Source organism: Brachybacterium phenoliresistens, assembly GCF_039530785.1.
GTDB classification, from domain to species: Bacteria; Actinomycetota; Actinomycetes; order Actinomycetales; family Dermabacteraceae; genus Brachybacterium; species Brachybacterium phenoliresistens.
Genome location: NZ_BAAAOW010000012.1, coordinates 79297 through 103060, shown reverse-complemented (window position 1 = coordinate 103060; position 23764 = coordinate 79297). Strand labels below are relative to the sequence as shown.

The window sequence follows — 23764 nt, the reverse complement described above, 5'->3', positions numbered from 1 at the left end:
ACGCTCGGGCCCCGGGTCCCCGCGCGGTCCGCGGCACGTTCCGCGGCGGCGAGGCGCCGGAGCGCGCGGTCAGTCTACGGGGCAGGGCCGATGCCCGGATGCACGGTCCGTCCGATTCGTCCGGTGCGCTCGCGCGGCGGCCCCGCCCCCTGTGATCAGAGGAACTCGAGCGGATCGAACTCGTCGATGGGGATGATCCGCACGCGCGGCAGGCGGCTGGTGAACGCATCCACGTCGTACTCGAGATCGAGGATCTCGACGCCGGGGACCTGCCGCAGCCCCGAGGAGACGAACTCGCTGAAGCCGATCACCGCGACGCGGCGGTCCTCGTCCTCGGCGAGGGCCTGCATCTGCGGGACGAAGTCGCCGTCGTGGCTGACGAGGGCGACGTCGGCGGCGCGATCGCGCAGCGCCTCGGCGGTGCGCTGGATGGCGATGTCGACGACCTTGCCCTCGCCCTGCAGCGGGATGGGGCGGTAGCCGATGGCGAGCAGCGCCTGCACGAAGGAGACGGGCAGGTCCGCGCCCACGGCGAGGAAGAACAGGCCCGTGACGGGCTGCTGCCAGGACTGCTCCATCTGCGTGAGCAGCTTGTTCCAGCGGGGCCTCTCCTCGGGGTGGGGCCGGCGCCCGAGGACGGAGCCGCCCAGGGTCGCGTCGATGTTCTCGCCGTCGACGAGGAGATAGGTGGCGCGTTCGCTCATGGGGCGACCCTACCGCCCGGCCCCACCCCGCGCCGGGGACGACCGATGCCCCGCCCCACGGCGGTCGTGGGACGGGGCATCGGCTCGGGGTCCGTCAGGACGTCACAGGGTGCTCGCCAGCGGGTCGAAGTCGACCGGGACGGCGGGGACCTCGGAGACCGAGGACTCGACGCTCACGAACTCGCCGGTGGCCGCGGACTGCTCGGCCGAGAGCATCACGTCCAGGACGTGGTAGCCCAGCTCGCCGCTGGCCACGTGCGGGCGGCCCTCGGCGATGGCACGGACCATGTCCAGCAGGCCCAGGCCGCGGCCGGTGACCACGCCCTCCTGCGGCACCTCGATCCACTCCTGCGCGGGCGGGGCCTCCTGCAGCGCCTCGAAGGGACGCACGTAGGCGATCCGGCCCTCGAACATGTTCGGGTCCGGGACCACGAGCGAGCCCTCGGTGCCGTGGATCTCCACGATGCCCTGGCGGGCCAGCGGGGAGTCGAAGCTGAGCAGCGAGGTGCCCGTCTGCCCGGCCTCGAAGGAGGTCAGCACGGAGATGGTCGAGGGGACCTCGACCGGGAAGGTCTGCCCGGCGTTGGGGCCCACCTTGATGGCGCGCTCCTCGCGGGCCTTCAGCCCCAGGGCCGCGACCTTGTCCACGGAGCCGAACAGGCTCACCAGCGTGGTCAGGTAGTACGGGCCCATGTCGAACAGCGGGCCCGCGCCCTTGGCGAAGAGGAACCCGGGGTTCGGGTGGAAGACCTCGGGGCCCTGGTACTGCATCGACGTCTGCGCGAACAGCGGACGGCCGATGGTGCCCTTGGCGATCTCCCGCTTGGCGGTCTGCACGCCGGGGCCGAGCACGGTGTCGGGGGCGCAGCCCACCCGCAGCCCGGCCTGCTCGGCCTGGGCCAGCAGCGCCGAGGTGGACTCGCGGTCCAGGCCCAGGGGCTTCTCGGTCCACACGTGCTTGCCCGCGGCGATCGCGGAGGCGGAGACCTCCGCGTGCACCGCCGGGATGGTCAGGTTCACGACGACCTGCACGCCCGGGTGGTCCAGGACGTCCTGCGCGGTGCCCGCGGCGGGGACGCCGTGCTTGGCGGCCTGGGCCTTCGCCCGCTCGACGTCGAGGTCGCCGAGGATCAGCACCTCCACGTCGGGGAACGAGTTCAGGTTCTCGAGGTAGGTGTCGGAGATGACCCCGACGCCGATGAAGCCGACTCCGACGGGTGCGCTCACGCGACGTACCCGCCGTCCACCAGGAAGGTGTACGAGTCCTTGATGTCCTCGAAGACGTCGCCGGGGGCGTTGTCGTACTCGATGACGGCGTACTTGATGCCGGTCGCGGCCTTGAGCGCGGCGTCGGTGGGCACCTCGCCCTCGCCGGCGTGGCGCTGGTCCAGGTCGGAGGAGTCGAACTTCGGCGCATCGGGCGCGAAGGGGTTCGAGGCGGGGGCGACGCCGTCCTTGACGTGGATCGCCACGAGGCGGTCGCCGATCTCCTGGACGAGGCCCACGACGTCCTGGCCGCCCACGAGGGCCCAGAACAGGTCCAGCTCGATCTCGACGGAGGGGTCGATGAGCGAGAGGAAGCGCTGGTAGGCGGTCTGCCCGTCGAAGTTCGCGAGGAACTCCTGCGCGTGGTTGTGGTAGCCGACGGCGAGGCCGAACTCCTTCGCCTTCTCGGAGGCGGCGTTCAGGCGCTCGGCGACGTCCTTGACGCCGTCCTCGGTCAGCCACCGCTCGGTGGGGACCATCGGGTCGATGACGGTCTTCATGCCGATCTCGGCGGCCGCCTCGAAGACGACCTCGGGGGCCGGGGTGGGGATGGAGCCGTCCGGGGTCCAGAGCTCGTCGGAGAGCAGCGGGGCGTGCCCGGTGGGCGAGGCGAGGCCGCTCGCGTCCAGGGCCGCGCGGATCTCCTTCGGTCGGCGGACGAAGTCGAAGGCCTCGACGTTCTTCAGGCCGATGGCGGCCAGCTTGTCGAGGGAGCCGCTCATGTCGGCGGAGAACTCCGCGGCCAGCGTGTACAGCTGGACGGAGGCGAGAGGGAGTGCCACGGAAGACCTGCTTTCGTACGTCGTCGTCTGGGTGAGGCCCACATCACGGATGATGCGCACGAGAGTACGCTAGCACGTAAAACCGCCATCTGGAGGTTTCCGATGTGGTGTGATGACCGCATGACTGCCAAGGAGCCCGCGATGCCCTCAGACGCCCCCTCGGCCATAGGTCGCCCCGGCTCGTACTCCAAGGGCGTGGCCCGGCGCCAGGAGATCCTGGACCGCGCCATCGAGGTCTTCCAGGAGCGAGGGGCGGACGGCACCTCGCTGCGCCGCATCGCCGGTGCGATCGGAGTCTCCCACGCCGCGCTGCTGCACTACTTCGATTCGCGCGAGCAGCTGCTGGTCGCCGTCTACGAGCACGCCGAGAAGCGGCGCGACGAGACGGTGGTCGACCAGCCCGAGCCCGAGCGCGGCATCGACATCATGATCGAGGCCGCCAACGCGAACATCGAGGTCCCGGGGCTCGTCCAGCTGTACTCCACGCTCGTGGCCGCCTCCCTCGAGGCCGATGCCGGGCCCTCCCGCGAGTACTTCACGGCCCGCTTCGAGCGGGTGCGCGAGGACCTCGAGCAGCGGCTGCGCCGCGAGCAGGCCGAGGGCCGCATGCGCGCCGACGTCGACGTCCGCCACGTCGCCGCCCTCATCGTCGCCGCCTCCGACGGCCTCCAGATCCAGTGGCTGCTGGAGCCCTCCGTCGAGCTGCAGGCCAGCCTGGAGACCTTCGGGCGGCTGCTCGCCCCCTGATCGGCCCGCCCCTGTCCGGCCCGCCCGATGCCGGCGGCGGCACCGCTCAGGCGCGAGAGAGATCGTGCGTGTCCGCGCCCCGCGCGAACCCGGCCGATCGATAGGTCGCGACGGCCGCCGCGTTGGCGGCCGGGGTCGCCACGACCGCGCCCGAGGCGCCCATCTCGCGCAGCGCCTCGAGGCCGGCCCGGGTGATCAGCCGGCCCAGGCCGCGGCCGCGGTGCTCCGCATGCACCCCCATCGGCTCCACCAGACCCGGCAGCCCCGGCCCGGCGGACCACACGGTGACCGTTGCGACGGGCGCCCCGTCCCGGTCCCGGGCGAGCAGGCAGCGGGCGCGGCGGGCCGCCGGAGCGGCCGCCATGGCCTGCCATCGGCGAGGGTCCGGGACGGTGCGCATCCCGAACGCCGAGGCCAGCACCTCCCCGACCGCGCGGGTGTCCTCCGGGCCCGCGACGACCGTGCGCACCCCGCTGCGCTCCTGCTCCGCGGCCGCCGCGCCGCCGGCGGCCGGGTGCTGCGCGAGATCGCAGTGCAGCAGCGCCCAGGCCTCGTCGGTGCGCCACCCCCGCTCCCGCAGCGCCTCGGGCAGCGCCTCGCTCCCGCGGACCGCCAGGGAGGCCGGGCCCTCCGGCAGCACGTCGCGCGCGGGATCGGTCGCATCGGCCGCGATGCTCCGGGCGAGCTCGCGGTCCGATCCCGCGCCGGGAGCCAGCGCCACCCGGGCGAGGCCCGGTCCGTCGAGCAGGCCGATGCCCAGCACCTCCTCGCCGCGGCTCCACACCCGCAGCGCGGCGGCCGTGGCCTCCGCCCCGAGCCGCTGATGCCAGCCCAGGTCCCCGGGATGCAGCTCGTGCGCGGACCCGTGCGCCCACCATCGGCGCAGCGTGTCGTCCAGCGCGGGCAGGTCGCGGGCCTCGGGGGTGATGCGGCGGATGTCCATGGCCCGATCCCACCAGAGGTCCGCCGGCGGCGCATCGGAATATCCCGCGCCGCCGACCCCGGGGCGGGCGCGTACCGTGGAGGGGTGAGCACCCCCTCCGCGTCGCCGACGAGGACCGCGCCGCCGCTGCGCCAGAGCTATGCGGCCGCGGTCCCCGAGCTCTCCGTGCCCTGGCGCGCCGAGGCCATGCCCGATCCGCGGATGGTGCTGCTGGACGAGGACCTCGCCCGCGAGCTGGGCCTGGACCCGGAGCACCTGCGCAGCCCGGAGGGCCTGGCCCTGCTCACCGGCGCCACCGACCTGCCGACCACGGCGCAGGCCTACGGGGGCCACCAGTTCGGCTCCCCGAACCCGCACCTCGGCGACGGCCGCGCCCTGCTGCTGGGCGACCTCGTCGACACCCGCGGGCAGCAGCGGGACCTGCACCTCAAGGGGTCGGGGCGCACGCCCTTCTCCCGCGCCGGGGACGGGCGCGCCCCGCTGCGGCCGATGCTGCGCGAGATGGTGATCGGCGAAACCCTGCACGCCCTCGGCATCCCGACCACCCGCGCCCTCGCCGTGCTCACCACCGGCGAGAGGATCCAGCGCCACGACCCCGCGCCCGAGCAGGGCGCCCTGCTCGTCCGGGTGGCCGCGAGCCATCTGCGGGTGGGCACCGTGCAGTACGCCGCCTGGACGCAGGAGCCCGACGTCCTGGCCTCGCTGGTCCGCTACGCGATCGCGCGCCACCACCCTGCTGCGGCCGATGCCGAGGTGCCGGCCCTCGCCCTGCTCGAGGCCGTCGCCGAGGCGCAGGCCTCGCTCCTGGCGCAGTGGATGTGCGCCGGCTTCGTGCACGGGGTGATGAACACCGACAACATGACGCTGTCCGGGGAGTCGATCGACTTCGGCCCCTGCGCCTTCCTCGACGTGCACGACCCGCGCGCCGTGTTCAGCTCCATCGACCGCGGCGGCCGCTACGCCTACGGCAACCAGCCCGGCATCGCCCTGTGGAACCTCTCGCGCCTGGCCGAGGCGCTGCTGCCGCTCATCGACCCCGTCCCCGATGCCGCCGTCGACGCGGCGACCGCGGTGCTCGAGGGCTTCGAGGGCGCCTACCGCACCGCCTGGTCCCACCGGATGCGCGCGAAGCTGGGCCTGCGCGAGGACGCTCCCGAGGAGCAGGTGCTCGACCTGGGCGCAGACCTGCTGGACCTCCTCGCCGCGCGCGGCGAGGACCGCACGGAGTTCTTCCGCGCGCTCGCGGAGGGCGGCGGCGCCGCGGATCCGGCGCTGTCCGCATGGGAGGCGCGCCGCCTCGCGCTGGCCGGCACATCGGCCGCAGAACGGGCCGCGTCCACCGCGCGCATGCTCGCCGCGAATCCCGTGGTCATCCCCCGCAACCACGCCCTGGACGCGGCGCTGGACGCGGCGGAGGGCGGGGACCTGGCACCCGTCGAGCGGATCCTGGAGGCCGTCCGCGACCCCTTCGTGCGACGGCCCGGGCTCGAGGACCTCGAGACCGCCCCGGTCGGGTCCCCGGACTTCATCACCTACTGCGGCACCTGAGCGGCCCTCAGCCCGCGGTCGTCTTCGCGGTGGCGACGATGCAGGCGGGGCTCGGAACGGGGACGGCGTCGACGAGCTGGAGCCCGCCGTCGGCGGTGACGCGGAACCGGGTCACCGCGTCGGAGCGGTTGTTGGCCACCAGGAGCCACGCGTCCCCCGGCTGCTCCTCCACCAGCAGGCAGAACCATGGCCAGGCGCCGCCGCTGGGCACGATCTCCCGCCGATGCGGCACGCCCTGCGCGTCCACGTCGAAGATCGCGATCGAGTCGTGCCCGCGGTTGGTGGCATACAGGCGCGCCCCGTCCGCCGAGGCGCTCAGGTGCGCCGCCCAGGTCTCCCCGACGAACTCCCCCGGCACCGTGGAGGTCCTCGCGATCCGCGTGAGCGCGCCGTCCTCACCGACCCGCACCGTCTCGAGGGTGCTGTCGAGCTCGCAGAGGATGTGCAGGACCCCGCCCCCGGGGACGATGTGCCGCGGCCCCGAGCCCGGCGCGGTCCTATGCACCACCTGCACCGGCCCGAAGCCGCCTGCCGGATCGAGCGGGGCCGAGAGGATCTCGTCGGTGCCGAGGTCCGCCATCAGCACCGCATCCCCCGCAGCGGTGACGATGCCGCAGTGGGGGTGGCTGCGCTCCTGCCTCGGGTGCGGGCCGCTGCCGGATCCGGCGTGCTGCGCCAGCAGGCGCGGCACGCGCGGGGCAGGGTCGACAGAGCCGGAGGGGCCGACAGGGCCGCTGTCGAAGAGCGACCAGCCCCCGGGAGGGGCGGTGACGACCAGGCGTCGTCCCTCCGGGGCGACGGCGAGATAGCAGCCGCCCTGCGCGCCCTCCGCGATCTGCGCGAGGACCTCCTCCTGCTGCGGGTCCCAGCGCAGCAGCGCCGAGTCCTCCTCGGTGTTGCGCAGCAGCAGGAGCGTGCCGTCGAGCGGGTCGCGCTCGGCCCAGAACACGGCGTCCGGGGAGCCCGGGACCGGCTGCGCGGCCAGGCGCTCCCCCGCCTCGAGGGTCCAGAGGCCGGCCTGCAGGTCCTCCTGCCCCTCCCGGTTGCTCCAGGTCGTCACCGCGTATCGCGCCATGGCCCCGTCCGTCCCTCCTGCGCCTGCCGGCCTCGTCTCGTCTGCGTCCGATGCTAGCCCCCGCGGCGGTCTCCCGATCATCGCAAGGGGAAGATCTGGGCAATTGTCAATACCAGTGCCGAAAATGTGGATGAACGGGCGGTGGGGAGGAGCAGCGAGAATGGGGATAACCAGGGCGTCGGAGACCGTTCGAGCAGGCCACAGGGGAATTGGAGGCGATGCATCGCCACGGAAGTCGACCTCCGTAGAAATCTTCCAGAAATCGTCCACATCGGTGGACTGCGTGGCGACACAGGCGTAGACTCGACGTAGTTTCGAACGTATGCACGAAGTCCGCACAGGCGCGGAGAGCGGTCTGCGGGAGGGGGTGGGAGCGGTGCTCCAGGAGATGCCGTCGGAGGACCACGGCGCGCCGGATCCGGCGTCCGCCGGCTCTTCGGCCGCCCGGCCGCCGGCCCGCCCCACGGACGGGGCCGATGCGGCGCCGGGCAGGCCGGAGGTGCGGATCTCCCCGACGACGATCCCGCACGGAGAGTCCTGGCGCATCGAGGATCCGCGGTACGCGCACCGGAGGATGCAGTACCGCCGGGCGATGGCGGACGGCACCCCGCTCCCCGTCGCGGCCGTGCCGGACGAGCCCCTGGAGAGCGTCGCAGGCTTCGTCGCCGCGGCGCCCGCGAGCACGAAGCGGATCCGGGCCCGGAACCCCCGTACGCGGGAGTCCCTGCCGTCCCGGCTGCCGGAGGGGTGGGAGATGAGCGAGGCCGCCCAGGCCATCTGGGATGCCGGCGCCGCCGAGGGCCCCGTGCTCGCAGCCCGCAACCGGGCCCTCGCCGTGCTGTGGCAGCCGGAGGACGACGCCGACTCCGACGGCGACTGCCACGCCCTGGTGGCCGCGCAGGCGCTGCGCGTGCCCCTGCGCCGCGCCCAGTACATGATCCGGGACGCCCACCATGCGGTCACGACGTTCTCGGCCTGCCATGAGCTCCTGGAGCAGGGCGCCTTCCCGGCCTCGTGGTTCACCAGGATGCTGCGCGACACCCGTGACCTCTCCACCGTCTTCCGCGAGGGCATCGATGCGCTGGTCTCGTCCTGGGACCTGCGGATCGGTGCGGAGCGCTTCGAGATCCGGCTGCGGGAGATCATCCGCTGGGCGGAGGACCTCGAGGCGAAGCAGGCCCAGCAGGACCAGGACGCCCCCTCCGAGGTCGAGCGCTCCGTGGGCGTCATGGACCTGGGGCGGGGCATGTCCTGCCTCCAGGTCACCGGCCCCACCCCGGAGATCGCCTCCCTCGCGCGGCGCCTGGACGTCTCCGCCCGCGCGGTCCAGGCGGCCCAGCGCGCCGCGCTGAAGAACGGCGACGGCATCCCGTGGGACGTGGACGGGCTGGTCGAGCAGTCGGGCCACGCGCTCCGGGTCGGTGTGCTGCGCTACCTCCTGCTGACCAAGGCGTCCCTGCAGACCGACGGGATCGACGTCCCCCAGGACCGGTTCCGGCTGAACGTCACGGTGCCCGTGATGACGCTGCTGGGACGGTCCGAGGCGCCGGGCACGCTGGAGGGGACCACCCCGCTGCCCGCGGATCTGGCCCGCGCCCTCGCCGGGGGCGAGGGGACCTGGTACCGCGTGCTCACGGATCCCTGCACGGGCGCGTTCCTCCCGCTCGCCGCGACGACGTACCGTCCCACCGCCGCGATGCTCGAGCACCTCCGTCACCTCAATCCCACCTGCGCCGTCCCCGGGTGCCGGCGGGCCATCTCGATGGGTGCCCAGGCCGACCACATCGAGGAGTTCCTCGCCGGCGGCCCCACGAGCATCGAGAACCTGCACTGGCTGTGCGAGCACCACCACCAGGAGAAGACGGCCGGCCTCCTCGATCCCACCCGCCTGCACCCGGCGCGCCGGGCGGCGGACGGCACCTGGGAAGCGGGGCGGACCCGATGGCTCATCGGTTCCGGCGACGGCCACCATGTCATCACCGAGGAGCGCGATGACGTCGACCTCCTCGGCGCGATGTCGGTGCGCCGGCTCGCGGAGCACTACCGCGACCACCCCGACGGACCGTGCCGCCGCGACTGTCTCGACGGCGCCCGACATCGGCCCGATGATCCCCCCGATCCGCCGCCCGAGGGCGATGGCGATGGCGACGGCGATAGCCTGCCCGGAACGAGCCCGCCCGAGGGCGGACCGCGCGTGATCGAGCTGCCCTCCTGGTCGGAGCAGTGGCCGCGCCTGTGGGCGTGGATGCGCTCCGAGGACCGGCGGGAGACCGCCGTGGACCAGCCGCTGCCCCCGCCGCCGGAGCCCCCGGGCGGCGGGGACTGGGGACCCGCCGGGCCCCCGCCCTTCTGAGGCAGCGGGGCGGGTGTCGCGAACGTCCTATCCGCCCCGCGCCCGCGCCGCGAGGATGGGCCGATGAGCACGACCAACTACTACGACACGTTCATCCAGGTGGCCGAGGACTGCCCGGTCCAGCACGCCGCGACCCCGCCCGAGCGCCCCTCCCCGACGGTCGCGCGGCTCCAGTTCGAGCTCCTGCGCGCCGAGCCCTACGCGATGACCTCGGACGATCTGCTCTTCGTCGTCCACGCCCGGCGCAAGGACATCCCCGAGCAGGACCGCGACCAGGCGCGCACCGCCTTCTTCGCCCGCTCGCAGGCGTGCCTGCGCGCCTCGCCGCTCCCCCAGCGCTACGGCTGGGGCATCCACCATGACGCCGAGGGCAGGATCGCCCTGGTCGCGTCGGGCACCGAGGACTACCGCCGCTTCGCCGAGGACGAGGATCTGGCGCAGGTGCGGGCCATGCGCTCCTCGCGCCGCTGACCCCGCCCCGGGGAATCCCCGGCGACGCTCGGGCGTTGTGCGCGCCATGAGCCCCTCGCGCGATGATCAGGTCCCCCGGTGGCGCATCGAGGGCTCGGCCAGCATCGACGTTCCCGCCGGCGGCCCCGTGCTCCCGCGGCGCTCCTCGCTGTGGATCCTGGTACGGTCCGGGAGCATCGGCCTGGGCTGCGGCTGCGCGCAGCTGGAGCTGGAGGCCGGCGATGCCGCCTACCTGCACCGCGCGCGGCTGCACCGCATCACCGCGCTCACTGACGCCCGCGTCGACCTCGCCGATCTGCGGCGGGTCCAGGCCGGCGGCTCGGACCGCCCCCTGGTCGTGCGGGGCTTCGCCGACCGCCAGAGCGGGGTGGTCTCCCTGCTCTCGCAGTGCCCGGTGACCCCGCAGCTGCGCATCTCCCGCCCCGGCGTGGCCGATGCCTACGGCGACCTGCTCGGCTCGGCGATGCTCAGCGAATCGCCGGTGGCGGGCCTTCCCCGCCCCGACGCCGTGGTCCGCACGGTCGCGGCGCTGCTGGAGGACAGCCCGCATCGGCCGTGGACGCTCGCCGAGCTCGCGGCCGCCGCGCACGTGGGCACGACCGCGCTGGTGGATCGCTTCCGGCGGGAGACGGGCCTGGCGCCCATGCAGTACCTGCGGCGGGTGCGGATCGAACGGGCGATGGACGAGCTGCATCGCGGCGACCGGCCGGTCGCCGCGATCGCCCGGGACGCCGGCTACGGCTCCGCTGAGGCCTTCGTGCGGGCCTTCCGGGCGCTCACCGGCTCCACGCCGGGGCGCTGGCGTCAGTCCGCGCGGGGACGGACCCGGATGGAGGCGTACCCGATGACTGCGAGCCCCGCGAACACGGCGCCGAGGGCCATGGTGGCGGCCGGGCCGCGCTGATCCACGATCAGCCCGCCCACGATCGCGCCCAGCATGATGGCGATCTGGAACGCGGTGACCTGCAGCGCGATGGCGGACTCCACGCGACGCGGCTCGACGGCGGCGACCCACAGCTGGGAGACCACGGGCACCATGTTGAACCCGAGGCCCCAGGCGATCACGGCGACGGCGAGGACCGGCACCTGATCGGTCGTGGCCATGCCGATCAGGGCGAGCATGAGGATGGCGGGGCCCGCGGCGGCGGCCCAGCGGAGCCGGCGGGAGGCCCAGCCGCCGGCGAGGTTCCCCAGCAGACCGCCGAGGCCCCAGGCCAGCAGCAGCACCGCGACCACGGAGACGTCGACCGCCTCGATCGCGACGCGGATGTACGGGTAGGCGGTGAAGTTCGCGAAGGCGGCCAGCCCCACCACGAGCACGCCCGCGATCAGGCGGCGGTTGGTCAGGGTCGCCCGCATCATCGCGAAGCCGGCGCCGGGCGCCGCCGGGACGGGCGGCAGCAGCCGCCACAGGAGCACGCCCGCGGCGAACGTGACCACGGAGACCAGCACGAACACGGCCCGCCAGCCGATCAGGTCCCCGAGCACCGAGGAGACGGGCACGCCGATGATGGTGGCGGTGCTGGTGCCCAGAGCGACGGTGGTCGAGACCAGGGCGGGCCTCCCGGTGACGTGCACGCCCACCCCGAAGGCGAAGGACCAGAAGCCGGCGAGCGCCGCCCCCAGCAGCACGCGGGCGGCGAGCACGACGGCCAGGCTCGGGGCGACCGAGACGACGAGGTTGGAGACCACGGCGAGGGCCAGCAGGCCGAGCATGACGGTGCGGCGGTCCGCGCGCGGCAGCACGGCGGCGATGGTGGGGGCGGTGAGGGCGCCGGCCAGCGCCGTCGCGGCGACCGCCAGACCGGCCCGCCCCTCGCTCACGCCGAGATCGGCGGCCATGCCCGGCAGCACGCCGGCGGGGATGAACTCGGAGCCGACCAGGGAGGCCGTGCCGGCGGAGAGCGCGAGGGCCGTCACCACCGGGTGGTGGGCCCGGCCGGCGGGGCGCGGCGCGGAGGCGGGCGCGTCCTCGGGTCCGCTCGGGGCGAGGGTGCGGGGCGAGGAGCTTGTCATGGTGACAGCATCGCCCATGCGGGCAGCCGATGACTGATCGGACCGCCGCACGGATTGATCGTGCGACCGCCGGGGGCCGCCGGGGTCCCGGCGTCAGGGGGCGGTCGGGGGGCTGGTCCCGGTGCGGGAGGAGGCGGCGGTCGGAGGCAGCGGCGATGCGGGCTCCTCGGGGGGACGCAGCGTCTCCGGGGCGACGACCTCGTCCTGGCGGGCGGCGCGGCGGGCCCGGAAGCGCACGCTGGCCAGGACGATCGTGAACACGAGGAACAGCGCGCCGAGGGCGGGCCCGCCGCCGCCGCTGAGGAAGGTCCAGACCGTGGCGCCCGCCCGGTTCGAGAGCAGGCCGTCGATCGCGGGGTCCGGCAGCAGCACCACCGCGGACAGGGCCGGCACCGCCAGGCCCGGCAGGACCAGGGAGTAGGGCGACCAGCGGGTGACGAGGATCCCGAGCACGATCAGCACCGCCCCGACCAGGATGCAGACCGCCGCGACCACGTCCAGCCGGAAGTCGAAGGTCATCAGCGCCTGGTAGACACCCCTGCTGTATCCCCAGACCAGCGCGAGCGCCCCGAGCAGGAGCATCGCCGGCACCGCGATCATCCCCAGCAGGGCGGTGATCGCGGGCGCCGCGGGACGGCGGCGGGCGAGGGCGAGCGCCCCGCCCATCGCCGCGGTGATCGGCAGCAGGGCGACCGGCAGCCCGAATCCGATCGCGTCGAGCACGAGGGTCGGCAGGATCGGGCTCCGGCTCCAGAAGGCCTCCATGAGGGCCGGCACCGCGGCCGTCGCCACCGCCGGCAGCGCGTACACCGCCGTGACCAGCAGTCCGGCGGAGCTCCACACCCCCGTCAGCGTCAGGATCACCAGCAGCAGGATGCCGATGAGGATCAGGCCCAGCCCTCTCAGCACCATCGGCTCGGTCAGGTCCGGCACGCGGCCCAGCCGGTAGAAGGTCGTCTGGACGTACTGGTTCCAGGTGCGGCTGCCGTCGGCGAGCAGCGCCAGGGAGAGGGGCGCCAGCACCAGCCCGATCAGCGCCGTGAGTATCCGCGGAAGAATCCTCGAACCGTTCATGCCAGGAGCTCCTCGTGCTGTCCTGCGACGACGACGGGCCTCGATGCCCGCCGCGTCCGGGTCTCCTCTGCAGTCTAGGGCCGATGCTCAGCGGACGCACAGCTCGTCGAGGGCACCGGGACAGGTCCGCATCCCTACGATCAGCACATGAGCAGCCACGGCGACCATCGCCCGCCCCCGTCCTCCGATCCGTCCGGCCCGGTGCGGCGGCGCCGCCTCTCCTCCCGCGCGCTGACCGGGATCGTCGCCGCGGCGGCCGTGCTCGTCCTGGGGCTCGGCGGGTTCCTCATCGGCTCCCGCATCTACGCCGACCAGCGCAATGCCGCAGCCCCGGAGGCCTTCACCGCCACCGCGGAGGCCTCCGCTGCGAGCGACGGCGGCGGCGGCGGGAGCACCGGTGCGCCGGCGGCCGGCGAGGTCGGGGGGACCTGGACGGTCGCCGAGGGATCGCAGGCCGGCTACCGGGTCGCCGAGGTCCTCAACGGCCAGGACGTCACCGTCGTGGGCCGCACGTCGTCCGTCACCGGCAGCGCCGAGATCACCGGGACGTCCCTCTCCGAGACGCGGATCGTCGTGGACCTGGCCTCCGTGGAGACCGACGCGGCCCAGCGCGACGAGTACTTCCGCACCCGGGCGATCGACACCGCGGCCCACCCCGAGGCCGTCTTCACCCTCACCGCGCCGGTCGACGTCGCGGCCCTGGCCGAGACCGGCACCGCGACCGTCACCGTCCCGGGGACGCTCGAGATCAACGGGCAGACCCAGGACGTCCGGATCGCGCTGACCCTCGCCCGGTCGCAGGACGGTACCCTGACCGTCGTCGGCGCGGCCGATGCGACCTGGTCCGACTACGGCGTGGAGGCCCCGGACCTCGGCTTCGTGAGCGTCGAGGACGCCGGGCAGATCGAGTTCTCCCTGGTCCTCGCGGCGGCCTGAGCGCGCGGTACGGTGCTGGCCATGACCTATGCGCTCCACGGCTCGCTCCCCGTCCCCGCCACCCCGATGCAGACCTACGCCCTGCTCAGCGACGTGCCCCGCACCGGGGAATGGAGCATCCAGACCGAGGTCGTCGCCTGGGAGGGCGATGCCCGAGGCGTCGGGGCGACGTTCTCCGGCCGCAACCGCACCGCGCAGCGGGAGTGGACCACCGTCTCCCGCGTGATCGAGGACGTGCCCGGCGAGGCCTTCGCCTGGGCCGTCGGCCCGGGAGAGGCGATCTGGGGATACCGGATGGCGCCGCACGAGGAGGGCACCCTGCTGACGCTGCACACCGCCTTCACCGAGCGCACCGCGGAGTACTTCGTCGAGCGCTTCGGGGAGGACGCCGCCCGCGAGGAGGAGATCCGCCGCCGGGCCGCCGAGGAGGGCATCCCCGCCACCCTCGAGCGCATCGCCGGGATCCTCGCGCGGGAGCACGGGGACGCACCCGAGGAGTGACCCAGCCTCCGCCCCGCACCGGTCCCGACATGACGAAAGCCCCCGCCACACGGCGGGGGCCTTCGAAGACCGGGATGAATCCCCTGGTCAGGAGCGGTAGCGGCGGGATTTGAACCCGCGGTACGGGGTTACCGTACACATCATTTCGAGTGATGCACCTTCGGCCGCTCGGACACGCTACCGCCGGATATCCTACGTCTCCCCCGCGCCGCGACCAAACGGGCCGGCGCCCGCCGCGAGTCAGATCACGTTCCGGTGCGGATCATCTCGGCGCACTTCTCGCCGATCATCATCACGGTGATGTTGGGGTTGACCGTGACGATCTCCGGCATCACCGAGGCGTCGGCCACCCGCAGGCCGCGCACGCCCTTGACCCGCAGCTGCGGGTCCAGCGGGGCGGCCGGGTCGTCGGCCGCGCCCATCGGCACCGTGCCCACGGGATGGTAGACGGTGTTGTGGGTGCGGCGGATGTACTCGGCGAGCTGCTCGTCGGTGGTCGCCTCGGCTCCGGGCGCCAGCTCGCGTCCGGCCCACTCGGCCATCGCCGGCTGCGCCATGATCTCGCGGGCCTGGCGGATGCCGGCGATCATCACCCGCATGTCGTGGCCCTCCGGGTCGGTGAAGTAGCGCGGATCGACCTTGGGCTTGTCGCGGAAGTCGATCGAGCGCAGCCGCACCGTCCCGGTGGAGCGGGCGTGCGTGACGTTGGGGGTCAGGCAGATCATCTCGTCGGCGGTGGGATAGCCGGCGCGGTAGGTGTGCATGTCGAAGGGCACCGAGCCGTAGTGCATCATCAGGTCCGGCCGGTCCAGGCCCTCCTGCGTGGCGGCGAAGATGCCGATCTCCCACCACTGGGTGGACTCGCGGACCATCGGCCGCTTCGCCTCCCACTGGACGACGCCCTCCGGGTGGTCCTGCAGCGTCGAGCCGACGCCGGGAGAGTCCACCAGCACCTCGATGCCGACCTCCTCGAGGTGCTCGCGGGGGCCGATGCCGGAGAGCATGAGCAGCTGCGGGGTGTTGATCGCCCCGGCGGAGACGATCACCTCGCGCCGCGCCGCGATCCGGGTGCGGCGGCCGAAGGCGTTGTCGAGGACCTGCACGCCCGTGCAGGTCCCGGTTTCGTCGACGTCCAGCTTCGCGACCCACGCGTCGGTGAGGATCGTGAGGTTCTCCCGCTCGAGGATCGGATGCAGGTAGGACACCGAGGAGGAGGAGCGGGTGCCGTCGGCCCTGCGGTTGACCTGGAAGAAGTTCGCGCCGCGCACCACCGTCTCGCCGGTGTTGAACCGCGCGCGCGGGATGCCCGCCTGCTCGCAGGCGTCCAGCAGGGCGACGCCGCACGGATCGGTCGGCGGCACGTTCATGAGCCGCACCGGCCCGTCGTGGCCGTGCAGCGGGCCCTCGTCCTCGTTGTCCTCGAGCTTGGTGAACAGCGGGAAGGTGCTCTCGGCCTCCCAGCCCTCGGCGCCGTGCTCGTGCGCCCACTCGTCGAGGTCCTCGCGCGGGGCCCAGAAGGCGATGCACGAGTTGTGGGAGGAGCAGCCGCCGAGGACCTTCGCCCGGGCGTGGCGCATGAAGGAGTTCCCGTTCTCCTGCTCCTCGATCGGGTAGTCCCAGTCGAAGCCGGACTCGAGCAGCTCCATCCAGCGGTCCAGCTGCAGCACCACGTCGTGGTCGGTGTCGTGCGGGCCGGCCTCGAGCAGGCCGACGCTGACGTCGGGGTCCTCGCTCAGCCGGGCGGCGACCGCGGCGCCGGCGGAGCCGCCGCCGACGACGACGTAGTCGAAGGTGCGGGTCGTCTTCATGGGTGGGTGCTCCCTCACTTCTCGGTGCCGGCGGTGCTGCCGTGGTCCGCGAACCAGCCGGTCACGGCCGGCGCGAGGTTCTGGTAGATGTGCTTGACCTCCTGGTACTCGGCCAGGCCCGTCGGCCCCAGCTCGCGGCCGACGCCGGACTGCTTGAACCCGCCCCACTCCGCCTGCGGCAGGTAGGGGTGGAAGTCGTTGATCCAGATGGTCCCGTGGCGCAGGCGGCGCGCGACGCGCTGGGCGCGGCCGGCGTCCTGCGTCCACACGGCGCCGGCGAGGCCGTAGATCGTGTCGTTGGCGGTGGCGACGGCCTCGTCCTCGCTGCGGAAGGTCTCCACGGTGACCACCGGGCCGAAGGCCTCGTCCCGCACCACGCTCATGCCGCGGCGCACCTGGTCCAGCACGGTGGGGAGGTAGTAGAAGCCGGAGGCGAGATCGCCCTCGCCGAACCGGCCGCCGCAGCGCAGCCGCGCCCCCTCGGCGATGCCGGCCTGCACATAGGCGTGGACCTTGTCGCGGTGCTGGGCGGAGATCAGCGCGCCCGTCTCCGCGTCCTCGTCGAAGGGGCCGCCCAGGCGGATCCCCTCGGCGCGGCGCACCAGCTCGTCGACGAAGTCCTCGGCGATCGACTCCTCGAGGATCAGCCGGGCCCCGGCCGAGCACACCTGGCCGGAGTGGACGAAGGCGGCGTTCAGGGCGTTGTCCAGGGCGGCGTCGAGGTCGGCATCGGCGAAGACGACATCGGGGTTCTTGCCGCCCAGCTCGAGGGCGACCTTCTTGACGGTGGCGGCGGCGTTGGCTGCCAGCAGCCGGCCCGTCGCCAGGCCCCCGGTGAAGGAGACCATGTCGACGTCGGGGTCGGTGGACAGCGGCGTGCCGCAGGCGGCCCCGGCGCCGAGGACCAGGTTCGCGACGCCGGCGGGCAGCTCGAGCTCCTCGAGCACCTGCATCATGAGGATCGCGGTGTGCGGGGTGAGCTCGGCGGGCTTGAGCACGAAGGCGTTGCCGGCCGCGAGCGCCGGCGCGATCTTCCATGCGGCCTGCAGCAGCGGGTAGTTCCACGGGGTGATCAGGGTGCACACGCCCACGGGCTCGTGCTCGATGCGGCTGGCCACGCCCGCGTCCCCGGCGTCGACCACGCGGCCGGCGTCCTGGCCGGCGAGCTTGCCGAAGTAGTCGAAGCAGGCGGCGATGTCGTCCATGTCGATGCGGGACTCGACGATCCGCTTGCCGGTGTCCAGCGACTCGGCGCGGGCGAACTCCTCCTTCCGCTCCCGCAGCCGGGCTGCCGCGCGCAGCAGCAGGTCCCCGCGCTCGGCGGCGGGGACGGAGGACCAGACGCCGGAGTCCACGGCCCGGCGGGCGGCGCGGATCGCGGCGACGGAGTCGCGGTCGTCGGCCTCGTCGACGATGGCGACGACCTCGCCGTTCGCAGGACAGCGGATCTCGCGGGTGCCGCCGCCGATGGCGGACGTCCACTCGCCGTCGATGTACAGGGTGCGGAGCATGGTGCCTCCTCGAGGGGCGGTCGGGGGTCGCGGCGCCGCTCAGGGCGCGGCGTCGGTGCGGAAGTCGTCCTGCCAGTCGGTGACGACGGGATTCTCCTCGGTGATGGCCGCGCCGCGCCGCCCCTCGGAGATCCGCAGGAACTCCAGGTGCGACTCGTAGTGGCCGAGGACATCGGCGATGAGCTGCTCCGCGGTGTAGCCGAACACGTCGTACCCGTGGGAGCCGGTCGCGGTGAACACCTCGAGCCGGTAGTAGCGGCCGCGCTCGCTGACGGTGCGGTAGGCGAAGGCCGGCAGCTCCCGGCCGACGGGATAGATCTGGTAGGTGAAGTCCTGCTGGTCGGGGAACCGGGCCCGCAGCAGCAGCGAGTCGACCTCGCTGCCCTCGACCTCGCAGCGCTCGAGCTCGGCGTCCACCCCTGTGGTCTCCAGCTCCTGGGCGAGGGACTCGAGCGCGGGCCGGGCGACGGTGTCGAGGTAGCGGACGCTCTGGGCGCGCTGGGGGAAGCCCATCGACCGCTTCAGGCGCTGGCGCCAGCTGGTCTCCTGCGCGCCGAAGCGGCTGGGGACCGTCGCTCGGTACCCCTCGCGCTGGCGGGCCTCGATCCGCAGGGCGCGCAGCAGGGAGGCCATCACCAGGTACAGCAGCACCGAGACCGGCAGCCCGATGATGAGGGTGGCCGCCTGCAGCGTGGGCACGCCGCCCACCAGCAGCATCGCCAGGGTCAGCAGTCCGGTGGCGACCGCCCAGAACACGCGCAGCCACACCTGGCCGTCCTGCTTCGGATCCTCGATGATCGAGGTGAAGTTCGCGAGGACCAGTGCCCCGGAATCGGCCGATGTCACATAGAACAGGAATCCGGTGAGCAGCGCGACCGCGATCACCGCGGGCGCCGCAGGATACTGCTGGAGCAGATCGAAGAACGCCCGTTCGGGAAGATTCATGGCGGTCTCGGCGAATGCCACGTCACCGCGCATCGCGATCTCGAGGGTCGAATTCCCGAAGATCGACACGAAGATCGTGATGAAGGCGAAGGGGATGGCGAGCACGCCCGCCACGAACTGGCGGATCGTCCGCCCGCGCGAGATCCGCGCCAGGAACAGGCCCACGAACGGGGCCCACGCCACCCACCATGCCCAGAAGAACAGGGTCCACGTCTGCATCCAGGCATCGGGCTGCTCCCAGGCGAAGGTGTCCATGAGCATCCCGGAGAACCCGGTGGCGAAGTCGCCGACGTTCATGACCAGGCCGTCCAGCAGCCGGCGCGTCTCGCCCGTGACGAGGATCCACACCAGCAGCGCGATCGCGAGGAGCACGTTGAGCTCGGAGAGGCGGCGGATCCCCTTCTCGACGCCCGTGGCCGAGGAGATCGTCGCCAGCGCCACCGCGAGCACGATCAGGGAGATCCGGGCGGCCACGCCGTCCGGGGTCCCGAACAGCACGTGCATGCCGTAGCTGAGCTGGACCACGCCGATGCCCAGCGTGGTGGCGATCCCGAAGACGGTCCCGAGCACCGCGAGGATGTCCACGCTGTGCCCGGCCCAGCCGTCGACCTTCCTGCCGAACAGCGGCGCGAGCAGGGAGCGGATGCTCAGCGGCAGGTTCCAGCGGTAGGCGAAGAAGGCGAAGGCGCCGCCCATCAGCGCATACATCGCCCAGCCGACGGGGCCGTAGTGGAACAGCGTCCACACGATCGCCTGCCGTGCGGCGTGGACCGTGCCGCCCTCGCCGACGGGCGGGGCCAGGTACTGCGCGGCCGGCTCCGAGACGGCGAAGAACATCAGGTCGATGCCGATGCCCGCCGCGAAGAGCATCGCGGTCCAGGTGAACAGGCTGAACTGGGGGGTGGCGTGGTCCGGTCCCAGCCGGATGCGGCCGGCCGAGGACAGCGCCAGGTAGAGCACGAAGACGACCACCACCGCCGCGGTGAGCACGAAGTACCAGCCGAAGCTCGTGGAGATCCACGCCACGACCGTGGTGATGACCGCGCCGGCGCTGTCCCGGGCGATGATCGCCCACAGCGCGGTCGCGAGGATGACGGCCGCGGAGCCGATGAGGACGGGCCACCGGGGAGCGGGATCGTGCACGGTGCGGGATCCGGTCGTCGTCGCCTGCGTCTGCACCATGCTCACCCGTCTGCGTTTCGTATCGTCCGTGCGTCATCGATCTCGTCTGTTCGGCGCACGCCGGGGTGCAGCCGAGGCCGAGTGTAACAAATCGGCGATCCCGTCGTTCCGGAGGGTGATTTCCTCGTCGATTTCCTCTACGATTCTCCGTCGGCCTCCGCGTTCCCGGAGGAGGATTCCGTGGGCGGCAGCGCGAGGTCCGCCAGGGCGATCCCGGCGCCCGAGTACAGGTTCAGCACCGAGCCCACGCCCTCCCCCTCGAGGTGCTCGACCTGGTCCTGGTGCTGGGCCACGGCGGCGACCGTCCCGGCGAAGTCCGCCTCGCGCAGCTGCTGGAGGGCGAAGACGTTCGAGTCATGGATGGGCATGGCCAGGATGACCGTCTGCACGAAGCCGCCGGTGCGGATCCGATGCCAGAAGTCGAGGTCCGTCGCGTCCCCCTCGACGACGTGGTACCCCTGGGCGTGCAGGCGCTGGACCACGCCGTGGTCGTTGTCCACCCCCAGCACCCGGCGCTCCCCCGTCTCGAGCAGCCGCTCGTAGGTCGCCCGGCCCACCCGACCCATGCCGAAGACGACCACGTCCACCCCGGTGGTGTCGATCGGCCGGTCGGCCTCGCGCAGACGGGACGGATCGGCCTCGGGCAGGCGCTCGACCAGCCGGGCGATGATCCGTGCTGAGCGGGCGTTGAGCACCGAGGAGACCACCATGCCGAGGGCGACGGCGATCGCCACCACGGCCAGCCACCGCTGCCCGAGAAGGCCGCCGCCCACCCCCACCGCCGCGACGATGAGGGAGAACTCCGAGAAGTTGCCCAGCACCAGGCCGATCCGCAGCGAGGTCCGGTTGCGCAGCCCGAACAGGCGGCTGAGCAGGGCGAAGCTGATGATCGTGGTGGGCAGCAGCACCGCGCACAGCAGCACCGCCAGCACCAGGTCCTGCCAGCGCGGCACGACCTCGAGGCCGATGGTCAGGAAGAACCCGACCAGCAGCAGCTCCTTGATCCCGAACAGCGCCTTGGACAGGTCCAGCGCCCGCGGATGCGAGGCCAGCAGCATGCCGATCACCAGCGCGCCGAGGTCGCCCTCGATGCCGACCAGCTCGAACAGGGCGTAGCCGGGCCCGATCGCCGCGACCACGCCGAACAGGATCAGCAGCTCCCCCCAGCCGACCAGGTCGAGAACCTGCCGCAGCACCCAGGCGGCCGGGATCAGCAGCAGGACCACGGCGATCGCCCAGGGGCTCGGCGCGTGCCCCTCGCTGCCGGAGATGAAGGCGACCGCGGCGAGATCCTGGATGACGAGGATGGCGATCGCCGTCTGCCCGTACAGGGAGCCGTCGTCCGAGCGCTCCTCGAGCACCTTGACGCACAGCACCGTCGAGGAGAACGACAGGGCGAAGCCGACCAGCGCCAGGGTCCGCCAGCCGCCGTCGAGGTCCGCCAGGCCCAGCGCGCCGGCCAGCAGCAGCGTCACCGCCCCCAGGACCATGCTGACGGCCATGTCGGCGGCGGCCGTGCCGAAGGCCTCGGGGCGCAGGATGGTCCGGGCGTCGAACTTCAGGCCGATGGTGAACAGCAGCAGGGTGACGCCCAGGTGCGAGGCCTGCTCGAGCCCGGGGAACGGGGTGACGCCCAGGGCCCCCAGCAGGAACCCGGCCACCAGGAAGCCCACCAGCGGCGGCACCCGCAGCAGGTGCGCGACGATGCCCAGGACGGTGGCCGTCCCCAGCGTCGCCACGATCTCGACCATGGTCGGGGTCCTCACCTCGGATCACCAGGGCACGGGCTTCCCTGCCTGCTCCGATGCTAGCGCCGCGGGGTCCTCCCGGAGGGTCCGCGTGCGGAATCGGCCGTGCCCTGCCGCGAGGGCAGGGCACGGCCGATTCCGGACCCGCTCAGACCAGCTCGAGGTGGGATCCCTTGCGGTTCAGGGCGATCACCGGGGTGATGGTGGGGTGGCCCGCCGCGCGGATCGCGTCGAGATCCGCCGTGATCAGCGGGTCGCCGGCCTCGACCCGCTGCCCTGCGGCGACGTGGGTGGTGAAGCCCGCGCCCTTCATCTGCACCGTGTCGATGCCGACGTGGATCAGCACCTCCGTGCCGTCGTCCAGCTGCAGCGCCACGGCGTGCCCGGTGTCGAAGACGTGGGCGACGGTCCCCGCGGCCGGGGCGACGACTTCGCCCGAGGCGGGCTCGATCGCGAGGCCCGGGCCCATGATGCCGCCCGCGAAGGTCGCGTCCGGCACGTCCTCGAGGGCGACGATCCGCCCCGCGAGCGGCTGGCGCAGGCGGACGATCTCGGTGAGGAACCCGGCGCCCGGGGCGGCCTCGGCCGCCGCGGGGGCGTCATCGGCCTCGACGGGGGCCGAGGGGGCCTCCACCCGGCCGGCGATCAGATCGTCCATGGCGTCCTTCACGAACTGCACGTTCAGGCCGTAGATGACCTGCACGGAGGTCCCGCCGGGCTTCATGACGCCGGCGGCGCCGGCGCGCTTGAGCGCGGGCTCGTCGATCACGGAGACGTCGGCCAGCTCCATGCGGAGGCGGGTCGCGCAGTTCTCGAGGTCGACGATGTTCTTCGGGCCGCCGAGCGCGGCCAGGAAGGCGGCGCCGGTGCCCAGGAAGCCGCCCGCCGCGGCGGAGCCCTCCGCACCGTCCCCGCCCTCGGCGAGATCGGCCGCGTCCTCGCGGCCCGGGGTCTTCAGACGGAACTTCAGGATGATGAACCGGAAGGTCAGGAAGTACACGACGAACCAGAACACGCCCATCACCGGGATCGCCCACGGGTTCTGGGCCATCGGGTTCACCCAGCCCAGCACGAGGTCGATGAACCCGCCGGAGAAGCCGAAGCCCATGCGCACCGGCAGCATCGCGCTGACCGCCATGGAGATGCCCATGAACAGGGCGTGGACCACGTACAGGCCGGGGGCCAGGAACATGAAGGCGAACTCGAGGGGCTCGGTGACGCCGACGAAGAAGGAGGAGACCGCCCCGGAGAGCAGGATGCCGGCGGCGATCTTCTTCCGTGCGGTGAGCGCGGTGGTGTACATCGCCAGGGCCGCGCCGGGCAGGCCGAACATCATCACGGGGAAGAAGCCGGTCATGTACTGGCCGGTCACGCCGCGCGTGCCCTCGCCGGTCTGGAAGTTCACCAGGTCGTTGATGCCCGCGACGTCGAACCAGAACACCGAGTTCAGCGCGTGGTGCAGGCCCAGCGGGATCAGCATGCGGTTGAGGAAGCCGTAGATCCCGGCGCCGATCGGCCCCTGGGTCACGATGAACTCGCCGAACAGGACCAGGCCCGTGTACACCAGCGGCCAGATGACGAACAGCGCCAGCGCCACGACGAGCGACATGCCGGCGGTGACGATCGCGACCGAGCGGCGGCCGGAGAAGAACGACAGCGCGTCCGGCAGCTTGGTGTCCTTGAACTTGTCGTAGGCGTAGGCGCCGATCAGGCCGCAGATGATGCCGACGAAGACGTTCTCGACCTTGGTGAACGCCGGGTCGACGTCCGCGACCTCCGCGATCCCGCGGAACTTCGCGACGTTGTCCGGGCTCAGCAGCGTGGTCACCGTCAGCCAGGAGACGAGGCCGGCGAGCGCCGCGGTGCCGTCCGCCTTCGAGGCCATGCCGATGGCGACGCCGATCGCGAACAGGACGGGCATGTTGTCCAGCAGCGCGCCGCCGGCGGCGGAGAAGAACACCGCGACCACGTTGCTCTCGCCGCCGGAGGCGCTCGTGATCCAGTACCCGATGCCGGAGAGGATCGCGGCCACGGGCAGGACGGCGACGGGCAGCATCAGCGATCTGCCGAGTCGTTGGAAGAACTTCATCGATACCTCCGGGGGCGGGGACGCGCGGGGTCGGCGTCGTCGTCAGGTGGCGCGGGGTCGGCGAC

Annotated in this window: 19 protein-coding genes and 1 tRNA gene; 7 read left to right on the top strand and 13 right to left on the bottom strand. The window is 72.9% G+C overall.

What is annotated here, in order from left to right; all coding sequences use genetic code 11:
• Positions 1-155: 155 nt before the first annotated feature.
• From ABD234_RS18000 to ABD234_RS17990, 3 genes are all read right to left on the bottom strand, one after another.
• On the bottom strand, positions 156-704 hold the full coding sequence (locus ABD234_RS18000) for an NYN domain-containing protein (RefSeq protein ID WP_038371757.1): 549 nt from the start codon (positions 702-704) through the stop codon (positions 156-158).
• Positions 705-806: 102 nt separating this feature from the next.
• Positions 807-1931 carry a Gfo/Idh/MocA family protein gene (locus tag ABD234_RS17995; RefSeq protein ID WP_038371756.1) on the bottom strand — a complete coding sequence of 375 codons (1125 nt, stop codon included), beginning with the start codon at positions 1929-1931 and terminating at the stop codon, positions 807-809.
• The gene (locus ABD234_RS17990) at positions 1928-2752 is read right to left on the bottom strand and encodes a sugar phosphate isomerase/epimerase family protein (protein WP_344359222.1); all 825 of its coding nucleotides are present in this window, start codon (positions 2750-2752) and stop codon (positions 1928-1930) included. The genes ABD234_RS17995 and ABD234_RS17990 overlap by 4 nt, the downstream gene beginning before the upstream one ends.
• Before the next feature lie 141 nt (positions 2753-2893).
• Here ABD234_RS17990 and ABD234_RS17985 point away from each other — a divergent pair, with 141 nt between their 5' ends.
• On the top strand, positions 2894-3499 hold the full coding sequence (locus tag ABD234_RS17985; protein WP_038371754.1) for a TetR/AcrR family transcriptional regulator: 606 nt from the start codon (positions 2894-2896) through the stop codon (positions 3497-3499).
• 46 nt (positions 3500-3545) lie between these two features.
• Here the strand turns inward: ABD234_RS17985 and ABD234_RS17980 are convergent, their stop codons facing one another.
• Positions 3546-4442 carry a GNAT family N-acetyltransferase gene (locus ABD234_RS17980; RefSeq protein ID WP_344359218.1) on the bottom strand — a complete coding sequence of 299 codons (897 nt, stop codon included), beginning with the start codon at positions 4440-4442 and terminating at the stop codon, positions 3546-3548.
• 84 nt (positions 4443-4526) lie between these two features.
• On the opposite strand from ABD234_RS17980, the gene ABD234_RS17975 reads away from it, so the two are divergent.
• Positions 4527-5990 (top strand): protein adenylyltransferase SelO, encoded by a 1464-nt coding sequence (locus tag ABD234_RS17975; protein ID WP_344359215.1) that lies wholly within the window; start codon positions 4527-4529, stop codon positions 5988-5990.
• A gap of 7 nt (positions 5991-5997) precedes the next feature.
• Here the strand turns inward: ABD234_RS17975 and ABD234_RS17970 are convergent, their stop codons facing one another.
• Positions 5998-7065, bottom strand: a complete 1068-nt coding sequence (locus ABD234_RS17970) for a lactonase family protein (protein WP_344359212.1) — start codon at positions 7063-7065, stop codon at positions 5998-6000.
• Positions 7066-7387: 322 nt separating this feature from the next.
• On the opposite strand from ABD234_RS17970, the gene ABD234_RS17965 reads away from it, so the two are divergent.
• The 3 genes from ABD234_RS17965 (at position 7388) to ABD234_RS17955 (ending at position 10793) form a co-directional block, all read left to right on the top strand.
• The gene (locus ABD234_RS17965) at positions 7388-9418 is read left to right on the top strand and encodes an HNH endonuclease (RefSeq protein WP_344359209.1); all 2031 of its coding nucleotides are present in this window, start codon (positions 7388-7390) and stop codon (positions 9416-9418) included.
• A gap of 63 nt (positions 9419-9481) precedes the next feature.
• A complete protein-coding gene (locus tag ABD234_RS17960) occupies positions 9482-9889 on the top strand; it encodes a DUF6157 family protein (protein ID WP_344359206.1) in 408 nt (135 codons plus the stop codon).
• A gap of 46 nt (positions 9890-9935) precedes the next feature.
• Positions 9936-10793, top strand: coding sequence for a helix-turn-helix domain-containing protein (locus ABD234_RS17955; RefSeq protein WP_344359203.1), 858 nt, complete (start codon positions 9936-9938; stop codon positions 10791-10793).
• Here the strand turns inward: ABD234_RS17955 and ABD234_RS17950 are convergent.
• On the bottom strand, positions 10694-11905 hold the full coding sequence (locus ABD234_RS17950; RefSeq protein WP_344359200.1) for an MFS transporter: 1212 nt from the start codon (positions 11903-11905) through the stop codon (positions 10694-10696). The genes ABD234_RS17955 and ABD234_RS17950 overlap by 100 nt on opposite strands.
• Before the next feature lie 93 nt (positions 11906-11998).
• Complete coding sequence (locus tag ABD234_RS17945) at positions 11999-12979, bottom strand: hypothetical protein (protein ID WP_344359197.1); 981 nt, start codon at positions 12977-12979, stop codon at positions 11999-12001.
• 147 nt (positions 12980-13126) lie between these two features.
• Between ABD234_RS17945 and ABD234_RS17940 the strand changes: the two genes are divergently transcribed.
• Entirely contained in the window at positions 13127-13915 is a 789-nt protein-coding gene (locus ABD234_RS17940) for a YceI family protein (protein WP_344359194.1), read from the top strand.
• A 21-nt stretch (positions 13916-13936) separates the two neighbouring features.
• Positions 13937-14416, top strand: a complete 480-nt coding sequence (locus ABD234_RS17935; RefSeq protein WP_038371749.1) for an SRPBCC family protein — start codon at positions 13937-13939, stop codon at positions 14414-14416.
• Between the two features lie 94 nt (positions 14417-14510).
• On the opposite strand, the gene ABD234_RS17930 is transcribed toward ABD234_RS17935, so the two are convergent.
• The 6 genes from ABD234_RS17930 to nagE form a co-directional block, all read right to left on the bottom strand.
• Positions 14511-14598: transfer RNA gene (locus tag ABD234_RS17930), tRNA-Ser, on the bottom strand.
• A gap of 63 nt (positions 14599-14661) precedes the next feature.
• Positions 14662-16224 (bottom strand): GMC family oxidoreductase, encoded by a 1563-nt coding sequence (locus tag ABD234_RS17925; protein ID WP_344359191.1) that lies wholly within the window; start codon positions 16222-16224, stop codon positions 14662-14664.
• 14 nt (positions 16225-16238) lie between these two features.
• Positions 16239-17735, bottom strand: a complete 1497-nt coding sequence (locus tag ABD234_RS17920; RefSeq protein WP_344359189.1) for an aldehyde dehydrogenase family protein — start codon at positions 17733-17735, stop codon at positions 16239-16241.
• Between the two features lie 39 nt (positions 17736-17774).
• A complete protein-coding gene (gene betT / locus ABD234_RS17915) occupies positions 17775-19862 on the bottom strand; it encodes a choline BCCT transporter BetT (protein ID WP_344359186.1) in 2088 nt (695 codons plus the stop codon).
• A gap of 137 nt (positions 19863-19999) precedes the next feature.
• The gene (locus ABD234_RS17910; protein WP_344359183.1) at positions 20000-21613 is read right to left on the bottom strand and encodes a cation:proton antiporter domain-containing protein; all 1614 of its coding nucleotides are present in this window, start codon (positions 21611-21613) and stop codon (positions 20000-20002) included.
• 145 nt (positions 21614-21758) lie between these two features.
• Entirely contained in the window at positions 21759-23699 is a 1941-nt protein-coding gene (nagE, locus tag ABD234_RS17905; RefSeq protein ID WP_344359180.1) for an N-acetylglucosamine-specific PTS transporter subunit IIBC, read from the bottom strand.
• Between the last annotated feature and the right edge of the window lie 65 nt (positions 23700-23764).